Source organism: Sodalis sp. RH14, assembly GCF_047324285.1.
GTDB lineage: Bacteria > Pseudomonadota > Gammaproteobacteria > Enterobacterales > Enterobacteriaceae > Acerihabitans.
Map to the genome: position 1 here is coordinate 1 of NZ_CP178739.1, position 13,904 is coordinate 13,904.

Genomic DNA, 13,904 nt, shown 5'->3' on the forward strand with positions numbered 1-13,904 from the left:
CCCTATAATGCGCCTCCACTGACCGGGAACAAACGCTAACGCGATGCCGGGTCGGGAAGGGAAAAGCGCCCGGTACGGGCAAATAAAAGCTTGACTCTTCAGCGGGAAAACGTAATATACGCAACCCGCGCCAGGTGAGATTGATGCACGCTGGCCATGCTCTTTAACAATTTATCAGACAATCTGTGTGGGCACTCACAAGACCGTATCGAAACACAAAATACCAAGTCTTGAAGAGTGAACAAACAGTTAATTCATAAGATTAACAGTATGACAATCTTTGAGCATCAAGCTTTTAATTGAAGAGTTTGATCATGGCTCAGATTGAACGCTGGCGGCAGGCCTAACACATGCAAGTCGAGCGGCAGCGGGAAGTAGCTTGCTACTTTGCCGGCGAGCGGCGGACGGGTGAGTAATGTCTGGGGATCTGCCTGATGGTGGGGGATAACTACTGGAAACGGTAGCTAATACCGCATAACGTCGCAAGACCAAAGTGGGGGACCTTCGGGCCTCACGCCATCGGATGAACCCAGATGGGATTAGCTAGTAGGTGAGGTAATGGCTCACCTAGGCGACGATCCCTAGCTGGTCTGAGAGGATGACCAGCCACACTGGAACTGAGACACGGTCCAGACTCCTACGGGAGGCAGCAGTGGGGAATATTGCACAATGGGCGCAAGCCTGATGCAGCCATGCCGCGTGTGTGAAGAAGGCCTTCGGGTTGTAAAGCACTTTCAGCGGGGAGGAAGGCGATAAGGTTAATAACCTTGTTGATTGACGTTACCCGCAGAAGAAGCACCGGCTAACTCCGTGCCAGCAGCCGCGGTAATACGGAGGGTGCGAGCGTTAATCGGAATTACTGGGCGTAAAGCGTACGCAGGCGGTCTGTTAAGTCAGATGTGAAATCCCCGGGCTTAACCCGGGAACTGCATTTGAAACTGGCAGGCTAGAGTCTCGTAGAGGGGGGTAGAATTCCAGGTGTAGCGGTGAAATGCGTAGAGATCTGGAGGAATACCGGTGGCGAAGGCGGCCCCCTGGACGAAGACTGACGCTCAGGTACGAAAGCGTGGGGAGCAAACAGGATTAGATACCCTGGTAGTCCACGCTGTAAACGATGTCGATTTGAAGGTTGTGGCCTTGAGCCGTGGCTTTCGGAGCTAACGCGTTAAATCGACCGCCTGGGGAGTACGGCCGCAAGGTTAAAACTCAAATGAATTGACGGGGGCCCGCACAAGCGGTGGAGCATGTGGTTTAATTCGATGCAACGCGAAGAACCTTACCTACTCTTGACATCCAGAGAAGACTTCAGAGATGAGGTTGTGCCTTCGGGAACTCTGAGACAGGTGCTGCATGGCTGTCGTCAGCTCGTGTTGTGAAATGTTGGGTTAAGTCCCGCAACGAGCGCAACCCTTATCCTTTGTTGCCAGCACGTAATGGTGGGAACTCAAAGGAGACTGCCGGTGACAAACCGGAGGAAGGTGGGGATGACGTCAAGTCATCATGGCCCTTACGAGTAGGGCTACACACGTGCTACAATGGCGCATACAAAGAGAAGCGAACTCGCGAGAGTAAGCGGACCTCACAAAGTGCGTCGTAGTCCGGATTGGAGTCTGCAACTCGACTCCATGAAGTCGGAATCGCTAGTAATCGTGGATCAGAATGCCACGGTGAATACGTTCCCGGGCCTTGTACACACCGCCCGTCACACCATGGGAGTGGGTTGCAAAAGAAGTAGGTAGCTTAACCTTCGGGAGGGCGCTTACCACTTTGTGATTCATGACTGGGGTGAAGTCGTAACAAGGTAACCGTAGGGGAACCTGCGGTTGGATCACCTCCTTACCGAAATAGATACTAGATTGTGTAGTGTCCACACAGATTGTCTGATAACTGTAACGAGCAAGAAAAACCTTCTATAGGCTTGTAGCTCAGGTGGTTAGAGCGCACCCCTGATAAGGGTGAGGTCGGTGGTTCGAGTCCACTCAGGCCTACCAGTTCTACTTACCCTGGTCATTTTCACCGCTGCGTGACTCATGTGCTTGCGCACACTGCGTTACTCGCGCCGAAACTGTCTGCGGCTAAGCGAACTGGCTATCGTACCGAAATCCTCCCCGATGTGACATTGCTGAGTATCCTTAACCGGTGCCCGGTCATAAGCGCATGGAAAAGAATGCGGTGGATATAAAAAGGTTAAACGACTTGGGGCTATAGCTCAGCTGGGAGAGCACCTGCTTTGCACGCAGGGGGTCAGCGGTTCGATCCCGCTTAGCTCCACCATTTCCTGACGGGATGGGTGGTAAGATTGTCTGGTTTTTCTTATTTATTTCAGAGCACATTGTTATGCAACCGCGTATCAGTATGCTGCGAAATACATGCTCTTTAACAATCCGGAACAAGCTGAAAATTTGAAAAAAAACATGCTGAGCAAAATCAGTATGCGATTCTCTCAAAGCAAGCAAACCTAATGATTGCCGTGTCGATGGCAATCCCTGTAGCTCAGGCGAGGGTTTACCCTCACCAGGGTGAGACTGTGCGAACAGTGTCAGGGCAAGGCGCACGGCGCGCAGCCAGCGGAGTGGACTCAATGTCCATGAGCATGGCGAGCACCGCGCAACGATGCCCTGGCAGTGTGCAGCCAGTCGCAACACAGACACTTTAGGGTTGTGAGGTTAAGTGAATAAGCGTACACGGTGGATGCCTAGGCAGTCAGAGGCGATGAAGGACGTGCTAATCCGCGAAATGCGCCGGTGAGCTGATATGAAGCGCTATCAGCCGGCGATGTCCGAATGGGGAAACCCAGTGCAATTCGTTGCACTATCATTACGTGAATCCATAGCGTATTGAGGCGAACCGGGGGAACTGAAACATCTCAGTACCCCGAGGAAAAGAAATCAACCGAGATTCCCCTAGTAGCGGCGAGCGAACGGGGAACAGCCCAGAGTCACCATCAGCATTTGCATCAGGAGAACGGTCTGGAAAGTCCGGCAACACAGGGTGATAGCCCCGTATCCGAAGGTGCAAGTGCTGTGAGCTCGATGAGTAGGGCGGGACACGTGATATCCTGTCTGAAGATGGGGGGACCATCCTCCAAGGCTAAATACTCCTGACTGACCGATAGTGAACCAGTACCGTGAGGGAAAGGCGAAAAGAACCCCGGCGAGGGGAGTGAAATAGAACCTGAAACCGTGTACGTACAAGCAGTGGGAGCCTTGATTTATCAGGGTGACTGCGTACCTTTTGTATAATGGGTCAGCGACTTATATTCTGTAGCAAGGTTAACCGAATAGGGGAGCCGTAGGGAAACCGAGTCTTAACTGGGCGTTAAGTTGCAGGGTATAGACCCGAAACCCGGTGATCTAGCCATGGGCAGGTTGAAGGTTGGGTAACACTAACTGGAGGACCGAACCGACTAATGTTGAAAAATTAGCGGATGACTTGTGGCTGGGGGTGAAAGGCCAATCAAACCGGGAGATAGCTGGTTCTCCCCGAAAGCTATTTAGGTAGCGCCTCGTGAATTCATCTTCGGGGGTAGAGCACTGTTTCGGCTAGGGGTCCACCCCGGATTACCAACCCGATGCAAACTGCGAATACCGAAGAATGTTACCACGGGAGACACACGGCGGGTGCTAACGTCCGTCGTGAAGAGGGAAACAACCCAGACCGCCAGCTAAGGTCCCAAAGTCATGGTTAAGTGGGAAACGATGTGGGAAGGCACAGACAGCCAGGATGTTGGCTTAGAAGCAGCCATCATTTAAAGAAAGCGTAATAGCTCACTGGTCGAGTCGGCCTGCGCGGAAGATGTAACGGGGCTAAACCATGCACCGAAGCTGCGGCAGCGATACCTTCGGGTATTGTTGGGTAGGGGAGCGTTCTGTAAGCCTGCGAAGGTGGCCTGTGAGGGCTGCTGGAGGTATCAGAAGTGCGAATGCTGACATAAGTAACGATAAAGCGGGTGAAAAGCCCGCTCGCCGGAAGACCAAGGGTTCCTGTCCAACGTTAATCGGGGCAGGGTGAGTCGACCCCTAAGGCGAGGCCGAAAGGCGTAGTCGATGGGAAACAGGTTAATATTCCTGTACTGGGTGTGACTGCGAAGGGGGGACGGAGAAAGCTAGGTTCGCCGGGCGACGGTTGTCCCGGTTTAAGCGTGAAGGTGGAAAAGGCAGGTAAATCCGCTTTTTTATTCAACACTGAGGCGTGATAACGAGCCACTACGGTGGTGAAGGAATTGATGCTACGCTTCCAGGAAAAGCCTCTAAGCTCCAGGTCACATCGAATCGTACCCCAAACCGACACAGGTGGTCAGGTAGAGAATACCAAGGCGCTTGAGAGAACTCGGGTGAAGGAACTAGGCAAAATGGTGCCGTAACTTCGGGAGAAGGCACGCTGGCATTAGGTGGAGGGACTTGCTCCCCGAGCTGAAGCCAGTCGCAGATACCAGCTGGCTGCAACTGTTTATTAAAAACACAGCACTGTGCAAACACGAAAGTGGACGTATACGGTGTGACGCCTGCCCGGTGCCGGAAGGTTAATTGATGGGGTTATCCGCAAGGAGAAGCTCTTGATCGAAGCCCCGGTAAACGGCGGCCGTAACTATAACGGTCCTAAGGTAGCGAAATTCCTTGTCGGGTAAGTTCCGACCTGCACGAATGGCGTAATGATGGCCAGGCTGTCTCCACCCGAGACTCAGTGAAATTGAACTCGCTGTGAAGATGCAGTGTACCCGCGGCAAGACGGAAAGACCCCGTGAACCTTTACTATAGCTTGACACTGAACATTGAGCCTTGATGTGTAGGATAGGTGGGAGGCTTTGAAGTGTGGACGCCAGTCTGCATGGAGCCAACCTTGAAATACCACCCTTTAATGTTTGATGTTCTAACTCCGGCCCGTAATCCGGGTCGAGGACAGTGTCTGGTGGGTAGTTTGACTGGGGCGGTCTCCTCCTAAAGAGTAACGGAGGAGCACGAAGGTTAGCTAATCACGGTCGGACATCGTGAGGTTAGTGCAAAGGCATAAGCTAGCTTGACTGCGAGAGTGACGGCTCGAGCAGGTGCGAAAGCAGGTCTTAGTGATCCGGTGGTTCTGAATGGAAGGGCCATCGCTCAACGGATAAAAGGTACTCCGGGGATAACAGGCTGATACCGCCCAAGAGTTCATATCGACGGCGGTGTTTGGCACCTCGATGTCGGCTCATCACATCCTGGGGCTGAAGTAGGTCCCAAGGGTATGGCTGTTCGCCATTTAAAGTGGTACGCGAGCTGGGTTTAGAACGTCGTGAGACAGTTCGGTCCCTATCTGCCGTGGGCGTTGGAAGATTGAGAGGGGCTGCTCCTAGTACGAGAGGACCGGAGTGGACGCACCACTGGTGTTCGGGTTGTCATGCCAATGGCATTGCCCGGTAGCTACGTGCGGAAGAGATAACCGCTGAAAGCATCTAAGCGGGAAACTTGCCTCGAGATGAGTCTTCCCTGTGGCTTTAAGCCACCTGAAGGGACGTTAAAGACGATGACGTTGATAGGTCGGGTGTGTAAGCGCAGCGATGCGTTGAGCTAACCGATACTAATGACCCGTGAGGCTTAACCTTACAACACCTAAAGTGTTTGACGCGAAGAGAGCGTTGCCCCAAGGGGCGGCGAGAGGATTTTCAGCTTGTAACGGAAAGTATTAAACACAACCGGTCGAGATATTGACGGGTTGTCAACAACGCGGAGCGTTGGCCTTGCACAGGGGAAATGACAAAATCGCCGGGAGCGATTTTGTACAGCGCACAGCGCTGGCCCGCAGGGCGAGTCTCAGGATGAGACGAGAAATTTGCCTGGCGGCACTAGCGCGGTGGTCCCACCTGACCCCATGCCGAACTCAGCAGTGAAACGCCGTAGCGCCGATGGTAGTGTGGGGTCTCCCCATGCGAGAGTAGGGAACTGCCAGGCATCCAATTGACGAAGCCCTCTGTGAGAACAGAGGGCTTTTTCATGTGCGTAACCCTGGCGGTTCGCTACTCGAGTAAGAGAGTAGGACCACCGGCAAAGCTTTATAAATATATTTATCCCAATATCATCTTTTAATAGTTCATGTAATAAAATTGCTGACATTTTACTAAATACTTCAGATTAAGATTATTATCAACGCGAAATGTGACAATAGACCGGACGATTGTTTGATTACTGTTTATGGGCTGATCTATATTATGAGACACAATTAAATCAATCAGGATTTTTGTAAAATGATCAATAATCATAGAGACATTAACCACTCAGATTTATTTGGGATATATAATCAGTCACTTCATTCTCATATAAATGCACGTCCGAATGGTCGGATATTGACAGAAGTAAGTAATGTAAGCTTGCCACTGACTAAAGGTGCTAGCGAAAGCACCGATAATGACCCCGATTTGTCAGCGGTATTGTTACGGAGTATGGCGAGTTTAAATGAAGACGTTGTATTAAGGCAAACCATTGACGCCAGTTTGTCCTCCGCTAACCTGCCCTCCGGTGAAAAGGATGATGATTTCCTAAGGGCACTGGCTGCCAGCCAGCAAAGCGCCCTTGAAGATGAGGAGATCAGGCGAGCAATGGAAGCAAGTTTGGCCAGCACCACTTCCGTAGGAAATGGCCGTGTGGGCATGGCAGGGCCTGCAGCCGAGGCAAATAAGAATACGGTACAGCTCGAAACGCAGGCAATGGCCCATCTCAGCGCGATGCCGGCGTTAGAAAAGTTTCTATCTGAAACGGGATACGTTATACGGGATAGTAGTGGTGAGAATAACAATTGCTTATTTCATTCCATTGTCCAGTGTATTTACCACGATAAAGGAATTACCGACTCTATCGGGCATAAAGCATTTGAGCTGCGTATGTTTTATGATGCAGTAAAACCAGGAAGTGAAAACCAAGGCCTCTTTTTTGATAACAATAATTCCACGGGTAGTAATAGCGGCGACGCCACTTTTATTGTTAATTTAGTCAATCAGGCTCTTGGTGAAAACATTAAGGTTAAATTGATTTCTCCTAATATTGTAGATGACGGTAATCACTACATTACTGAAGGAGAGTACTCTGGCGATGAGGCGGATAATAATAGCCCTGTACGCGAGATTATAATCTTAAATACTCCTGGTCATTATCAATCGGTGGTTAAAATAGCGTAGCACGGCAAATCCAGCGTTTCGTAACGGTGATAAAAGGAAATGTTGGGTAAAATGCAGATAGTCTGGTCATGTTTACACTTTTCTTATCATAACGGCCTCATACCCTAAGGGGTAACGGAATCCTGCCCGCCAGATCGGGAAGGCGCTAAAGTTAGTCGCTGAAATCCGTCCCGATCGGGTAAACTAGGCTCAAGAGTGATTAAGAAAGGTTTTTACCATGACAATGCATGGTGTGGCGTTAAAACACCTGAATACCTTTGCCATCGACGCGGTAGCCGCCCATATCGCCACTGCCCATACCGCAACTGAATTGTTGACGCTTTGGCGCGACGCCCAACGGCGGTCCGAAGCGGTATTGCTGCTGGGCGGCGGCAGTAATGTCCTTTTTTTGGAAAATTTTGCCGGCACCGTATTGCTAAATCGCATTAAAGGAATACAGGTCAGCGAAGACAACCATGCCTGGCATCTGCATGTCGGCGCCGGCGAGGACTGGCATGGACTGGTGTCCTTCGCGTTGGCGCAGGACATGGCGGGGCTGGAAAACCTGGCGTTAATCCCCGGCCGTGTCGGGTCCGCGCCCATCCAGAATATCGGCGCCTACGGCGTGGAGCTGGAATCGGTATGCGAATACGTCGATCTGCTTGATCTGAATAACGGCGAGAAGATACGCCTTAGCGCCGCGGAGTGCCGGTTCGGTTATCGCGACAGTGTGTTTAAACACCGTTATCGGGCCAGCTACGCTATCGTGGCGGTGGGGTTTACCCTGGACAAAACCTGGCGCCCGGTGCTTACCTACGGCGATCTTGTCCGCCTGGATAGCCGGACCGTCACCCCGCGCCAGGTTTTTGATACCGTTTGCGCCATGCGCCGCAGCAAATTACCCGACCCCGCCATTACCGGTAATGCCGGCAGCTTTTTTAAAAATCCACTGGTCGGCGCTGAGGACGCACGGCGCCTGTTGCAACGGTATCCCGATGCGCCGCACTATCCGCAGCCGGACGGTAGCGTAAAACTGGCGGCGGGATGGCTGATAGATCGGTGCGACCTGAAAGGCTATGTGCTGGGCGCCGCCGCGGTGCATGCCAAACAGGCGCTGGTATTGATCAATAACGGCCAGGCTGATGGGCGGGCTATCGTCGCGCTGGCGAAACTGGTGCGCAATAGCGTAGCGGAACGGTTTAACGTCTGGCTGGAGCCAGAAGTGCGGTTTATCGCCGCCGGCGGTGAAGTAGACGCGGTGGATACTCTGTCATGAAAGATATCACCGTTCCGCTAAAATTAATCGGGCTGCTGGCCGACGGGGAATTCCACTCCGGCGAGCAGTTCGGCGATTCGCTGGGCATGAGCCGCGCGGCCATCAATAAACATATCCAGACCCTGCGGGAGTGGGGTATTGATGTTTTCACCGTTCCCGGTAAAGGGTATCGCCTCTATGCCCCGCTGCAACTTTTGGATGAGGGGAAAATCCTGTCGCTGCTGCCGCGGGGCGGGGTCACGGTGCTGCCGGTGATTGATTCCACCAATCAGTACCTGATGGAGCGCACCGCCGTCCTGCGCTCCGGCGACGCCTGTGTCGCAGAGTACCAGATGGCGGGACGGGGGAGGCGCGGCCGGCAATGGGTCTCGCCGTTTGGCGCCAATCTCTATCTGTCCCTGTATTGGCGGCTGGAGCAAGGCCCGGCGGCGGCGATCGGCCTTAGCCTGGTGATCGGCATCATCATGGCGGAAGTGCTGCATGAACTGGGCGCGCGCGAGGTGCGGGTAAAATGGCCTAACGATCTCTATCTGCACGATCGCAAGCTGGCCGGCATCCTGGTGGAGATCAGCGGCAAGGCAGGCGATGCCGCGCATCTGGTGATAGGCGCCGGAATTAACCTGGCGATGAGGGAAGCGGCCGAGCCGGTCATCAATCAGGGCTGGATTAATTTACAGGAAGCGGGTATCCAGATCGATCGTAACGCTCTGGCCGCGAAGCTTATCAACGGGCTCAGGCTGGCATTGCCGATTTTTGAACGGGACGGCTTCGCCGCGTTCGTAACGCGTTGGCAGGCACTGGATAACTTTTATCATCGCCCGGTTAAGCTGCTGATTGGCGAGCGTGAAATCAAAGGTATTTCACGCGGCATCGATGCGCAGGGGGCCTTGTTGCTGGAACAAGACGGTAAGGTAAAAGCCTACCTCGGTGGTGAAATCTCGCTGCGGGGACTTTGACATGTTCATCCCGCGCGGGGTCATATGGCTACGGCCAATAATGCCGTAACAGACAATCAATGACGATTTATAGGGCGCCGTTTCCTGTTATTTATGGATTACAGCGCGCCCGGACGTTATGGACTATTTCCGCAGCCTGATATTCCCCACTGCGTGATTGGCGCTTTTGGATAAAATCAGACTCGCACGCTCACGCGTGGGCAGGATATTTTCTTTCAGGTTTAATCCGTTAATTTCTTCCCAAAGCTGGCTGGCAATTTGTACGGCTTCTTCTTCCGTCAGCTTGGCATAATTATGAAAGTAAGAATGCGGATTGGAAAACGCACCCTGCCGAAAACGCAGAAAACGGTTGATATACCAGCTTTTTAGTAAATCTTCCGGTGCATCCACATAAATGGAAAAATCGACGAAATCGGAAACAAAAACATGATGGGAGGCATGCTGATAATCCATGCCACTCTGCAACACGTTTAATCCTTCAAGAATTAATATATCGGGTTGCGAGATGACTTTATTATCTTCCGGCACGATATCGTAGATCAGATGGGAATATACCGGAGCAGTAACTTCACTGGCGCCTGATTTTACTTCGGAAACAAAATTAACCAGGCTGCGCATATCGTAGGATTGTGGGAATCCCTTTTTCTTCATTAATTCCCGTTCTTTCAGTACGCGGTTGGGATATAAAAAACCATCGGTGGTGACCAGCTCGACCGAGCGGTGTTCAGGCCAACGGCTCAGCAACGCCTGTAATACGCGCGCGGTGGTGCTTTTACCCACCGCCACGCTGCCGGCAATGCCGATAACATACGGGATGTGCTGGCCGTTGGTGCCAAGGAACTGTTCCAATACCGCCTGGCGGCGCAGATTGGAGCTGATGTAGAAATTGATTAAACGCGAGAGCGGCAGATAAATTTCCGCCACTTCATCAAGGGAAAGATCTTCGTTAATCCCTTTCAGTTTTATTATTTCTTCCTGGGTTAACGTCAGGGGAACCGTATCACGCAAAGCGGCCCATTGCTGCCGGTTGAACTGAAGATAGGGTGTGGTAAGTGATTGATCACGATTTATCATAAGCTTAGCCAGCCTGTTGCGCAGGTCCAATCGGGGCAGCCGAGCCCACCCGGAACGAAAACAAGCTGCATAGTATAGACAGCTTCGTTAACATCGTAGAGTGTTTTTTCTGCTTAAACCATGGAATCTTGACAATGGGCGGAAGGGTACGGCTCGGGGACACTTGGGTCACAGGACAAAGATCCGTACCCGCCGCTTATGAGCTTAGCTGGCGATGGCGTTTAGCTGCTGGTTGACGGCGAATAAGCGTTTGTAATAGATAACCGTGGGATGGTAATAACCGTCCGGCGTGCAGGCGTAATCGGGAATTTCACCCAGGCAGCGGTAGCCGAGCGCGCGGTAAAAGGCTTCCGCGGGGGAACCGGATTGGGTATCCAGGTAGAGCAGGCCGCGCTGCAGATCGCGGGCGGTGCGCTCAAGGGCGCCTATCAGCGATTTCCCAATCCCTTCCCGCCTGGCGCGGCTGTGCACCAGGAGTTTTTGTATTTCCGCCCGGTTTTGCCCGTTTGGCTTACGGCATAACTCCAGCTGGATACTGCCGACAATGCCCCGCTCGTCACGTGCAATCCATAACAATAAGTCATTCTTAGCCATGGCGGAGCGCAGGCCGTGGATATAGCCCTCCGCCTCATCCTGGGTCAGGGGATTGGTGTAGCCTACCGAGGCGCCGTACGCAACGGCGTCCCTCAGCAGGCCGGCGAGCTCGCTGCGGTAAACGGGAAGCGTGGCGGCATTCAGCTGTACTATTTTCATGATGTCATCCTCCGGCCGGTGATATCACAGAAACTACAGTATAAATAAAGCAAGACGCGTGCCAGCTGGCGATCATGGCCAGCAGAGGCACCGCGCGGGAAGCGGCGATGTTCCGGGCGCCACGGCGGTGCAATAGGCCCATCGTGGTGCAGACTCGCCCTGGCCGGCCGGGGCGCTTCTCTCGGTGCATGAATAACAAACAAATTTGTGAGACATTTTCTAATTTTGGGTATTTTATGAGCGAAAGTGCGATTTACGCGATTTTTTTGTTGCATAGGTCGCCGGCTCTACCTAGAATGCGCTGCACTTGATGCCGGCATAGCTCAGTTGGTAGAGCAACTGACTTGTAATCAGTAGGTCGAGGGTTCGACTCCTTCTGCCGGCACCAACAAAAATCTGGTGGGGTTCCCGAGCGGCCAAAGGGAGCAGACTGTAAATCTGCCGTCACTGACTTCGAAGGTTCGAATCCTTCCCCCACCACCAAATTCGCCGCGGGCAACCAAGGCAATCCCTGATGCAAAGCAACATCATGCGCCAGGGGGAAGGTTGAGAACCTTCGATTAAGGTTCGAGTCGAGCAAAGCGAGACAACGTCGCTTGCGACGGCCCGAAGGGTGAGGAACGAAGTGACGAATAATCCTTCCCCCACCACCAAATTCGCCGCGGGCAACCAAGGCAATCCCTGATGCAAAGCAACATTATGCGTCAGGGGGAAGGTTGAGAACCTTCGATTAAGGTTCGAGTCGAGCAAAGCGAGACAACGTCGCTTGCGACGGCCCGAAGGGTGAGGAACGAAGTGACGAATAATCCTTCCCCCACCACCAAATTCGCCGCGGGCAACCAAGGCAATCCCTGATGCAAAGCAACATCATGCGCCAGGGGGAAGGTTGAGAACCTTCGATTAAGGTTCGAGTCGAGCAAAGCGAGACAACGTCGCTTGCGACGGCCCGAAGGGTGAGGAACGAAGTGACGAATAATCCTTCCCCCACCACCAAATTCGCCGCGGGCAACCAAGGCAATCCCTGATGCAAAGCAACATCATGCGCCAGGGGAAGGTTGAAAACCTTCGACCAAGGTTTGTATGATATGAACCTTTCAACAATCTACAGAAATATCAGGTAGCCGAGTTCCAAGATGCGGGCATCGTATAATGGCTATTACCTCAGCCTTCCAAGCTGATGACGTGGGTTCGATTCCCACTGCCCGCTCCAAATGTGCTGATATAGCTCAGTTGGTAGAGCGCACCCTTGGTAAGGGTGAGGTCGGCAGTTCGAATCTGCCTATCAGCACCACTTCTAGTCTCCCTCCTGATTCACTTTCTGTTAGAAAATAAATTTATCAGGCCTATGTCTGGTTAATGTGGTGATACCACCGATTTATTCGTGTCTTAGAGGGACAATCGATGTCTAAAGAAAAGTTTCAACGTACAAAACCACACGTTAACGTCGGTACTATCGGCCACGTTGACCATGGTAAAACGACCCTGACCGCCGCCATCACTACCGTGCTGGCCAAAGCTTACGGCGGCAGCGCCCGTGCTTTCGATCAGATTGACAACGCGCCGGAAGAAAAAGCCCGTGGTATCACCATCAACACGTCCCACGTTGAATACGACACCCCGGCCCGCCACTACGCGCACGTAGACTGCCCGGGACACGCCGACTATGTGAAAAACATGATCACCGGCGCCGCCCAGATGGATGGCGCCATCCTGGTGGTTGCCGCAACCGACGGCCCGATGCCGCAGACCCGCGAACACATCCTGCTGGGCCGCCAGGTAGGCGTTCCTTACATCATCGTCTTCATGAACAAATGCGACATGGTCGATGACGAAGAGCTGCTGGAACTGGTTGAAATGGAAGTGCGCGAACTGCTGTCCCAGTACGACTTCCCAGGCGACGACACCCCGGTAATCCGTGGTTCCGCGCTCAAAGCGCTGGAAGGCGACGAAGCCTGGACCTCTAAAATCCTGGAACTGGCCGAAGCCCTGGATTCCTACATCCCGGAACCGGAACGCGCAATCGACAAACCGTTCCTGCTGCCCATCGAAGACGTATTCTCCATCTCCGGCCGCGGCACCGTGGTAACCGGTCGTGTGGAACGCGGCATCGTTAAAGTGGGCGAAGAAGTTGAAATCGTCGGCATCAAGGATACCGTCAAGACCACCTGTACCGGCGTTGAAATGTTCCGCAAACTGCTGGACGAAGGCCGTGCCGGTGAAAACGTCGGCGTCCTGCTGCGCGGCACCAAGCGTGACGACGTGGAACGCGGCCAGGTACTGGCTAAACCGGGCTCCATTAAACCGCATACCCAGTTCGAATCCGAAGTCTACATCCTATCCAAGGATGAAGGCGGCCGTCATACGCCGTTCTTCAAAGGCTACCGTCCTCAGTTCTACTTCCGTACCACTGACGTGACCGGTACCATCGAACTGCCGGAAGGCGTGGAAATGGTTATGCCTGGCGACAACATCAAGATGATTGTTAACCTGATTGCCCCGATCGCCATGGACGACGGTCTGCGTTTCGCTATCCGCGAAGGCGGCCGTACCGTTGGCGCCGGCGTGGTTGCCAAGGTTATCGCGTAAGACTGGCGTATAAGTCTTCGAAAGATGTTGAATAACATTTGACGTAGCGCGCAGTAAAAGGGCATCATTTGATGCCTTTTTTCTACGCTGTGACAGAGAACCTATCTCATCAGCGATTTTACGTCATAATCATTGG

6 protein-coding genes, 6 tRNA genes, 3 rRNA genes and 3 other RNA genes are annotated in these 13,904 nt (G+C 52.9%); 16 read left to right on the plus strand and 2 right to left on the minus strand.

The genetic code is table 11. From position 1 onward, the window contains the following. Positions 1 to 296 precede the first annotated feature (296 nt). The 8 genes from ACL2XQ_RS00005 (at position 297) to birA (ending at position 9,355) form a co-directional block, all read left to right on the plus strand. Positions 297 to 1,839 (plus strand): 16S ribosomal RNA (locus ACL2XQ_RS00005). 75 nt (positions 1,840 to 1,914) lie between these two features. After that, a tRNA-Ile gene (locus ACL2XQ_RS00010) sits at positions 1,915 to 1,991 on the plus strand. 207 nt (positions 1,992 to 2,198) lie between these two features. Continuing rightward, positions 2,199 to 2,274: transfer RNA gene (locus tag ACL2XQ_RS00015), tRNA-Ala, on the plus strand. A gap of 390 nt (positions 2,275 to 2,664) precedes the next feature. Beyond that, positions 2,665 to 5,578: ribosomal RNA gene (locus tag ACL2XQ_RS00020) — 23S ribosomal RNA — on the plus strand. A gap of 230 nt (positions 5,579 to 5,808) precedes the next feature. Next, positions 5,809 to 5,924 (plus strand): 5S ribosomal RNA (gene rrf, locus ACL2XQ_RS00025). The 16S, 23S and 5S rRNA genes sit together here with 2 tRNA genes alongside, the layout of an rRNA operon. Positions 5,925 to 6,217: 293 nt before the next feature. After that, positions 6,218 to 7,144 (plus strand): hypothetical protein, encoded by a 927-nt coding sequence (locus ACL2XQ_RS00030; RefSeq protein ID WP_413739907.1) that lies wholly within the window; start codon positions 6,218 to 6,220, stop codon positions 7,142 to 7,144. 217 nt (positions 7,145 to 7,361) lie between these two features. Continuing rightward, a complete protein-coding gene (gene murB / locus ACL2XQ_RS00035) occupies positions 7,362 to 8,399 on the plus strand; it encodes a UDP-N-acetylmuramate dehydrogenase (protein WP_413721816.1) in 1,038 nt (345 codons plus the stop codon). Continuing rightward, entirely contained in the window at positions 8,396 to 9,355 is a 960-nt protein-coding gene (gene birA / locus ACL2XQ_RS00040) for a bifunctional biotin--[acetyl-CoA-carboxylase] ligase/biotin operon repressor BirA (protein ID WP_413721817.1), read from the plus strand. Before murB ends, birA begins: the two co-directional genes overlap by 4 nt. A 123-nt stretch (positions 9,356 to 9,478) precedes the next feature. On the opposite strand, the gene coaA is transcribed toward birA, so the two are convergent. Together coaA and ACL2XQ_RS00050 are read right to left on the minus strand one after the other, a co-directional pair. Then, entirely contained in the window at positions 9,479 to 10,429 is a 951-nt protein-coding gene (gene coaA, locus ACL2XQ_RS00045) for a type I pantothenate kinase (protein WP_410012675.1), read from the minus strand. 204 nt (positions 10,430 to 10,633) lie between these two features. Next, entirely contained in the window at positions 10,634 to 11,182 is a 549-nt protein-coding gene (locus tag ACL2XQ_RS00050; protein WP_413731529.1) for a GNAT family N-acetyltransferase, read from the minus strand. A gap of 312 nt (positions 11,183 to 11,494) precedes the next feature. Between ACL2XQ_RS00050 and ACL2XQ_RS00055 the strand changes: the two genes are divergently transcribed. The 8 genes from ACL2XQ_RS00055 (at position 11,495) to tuf (ending at position 13,768) form a co-directional block, all read left to right on the plus strand. After that, positions 11,495 to 11,570, plus strand: a tRNA-Thr gene (locus ACL2XQ_RS00055). Between the two features lie 10 nt (positions 11,571 to 11,580). After that, positions 11,581 to 11,665 (plus strand) — tRNA-Tyr (locus ACL2XQ_RS00060). 42 nt (positions 11,666 to 11,707) lie between these two features. Then, a non-coding RNA gene (locus ACL2XQ_RS00065) (RtT sRNA) lies at positions 11,708 to 11,835 on the plus strand. 42 nt (positions 11,836 to 11,877) lie between these two features. Continuing rightward, positions 11,878 to 12,005: non-coding RNA, RtT sRNA (locus ACL2XQ_RS00070), on the plus strand. 42 nt (positions 12,006 to 12,047) lie between these two features. Then, positions 12,048 to 12,175: non-coding RNA, RtT sRNA (locus ACL2XQ_RS00075), on the plus strand. Positions 12,176 to 12,317: 142 nt separating this feature from the next. Then, positions 12,318 to 12,392 (plus strand) — tRNA-Gly (locus tag ACL2XQ_RS00080). 5 nt (positions 12,393 to 12,397) lie between these two features. Continuing rightward, a tRNA-Thr gene (locus tag ACL2XQ_RS00085) sits at positions 12,398 to 12,473 on the plus strand. Positions 12,474 to 12,583: 110 nt separating this feature from the next. Further along, positions 12,584 to 13,768 (plus strand): elongation factor Tu, encoded by a 1,185-nt coding sequence (gene tuf / locus ACL2XQ_RS00090; protein WP_410012673.1) that lies wholly within the window; start codon positions 12,584 to 12,586, stop codon positions 13,766 to 13,768. Positions 13,769 to 13,904 lie beyond the last annotated feature (136 nt).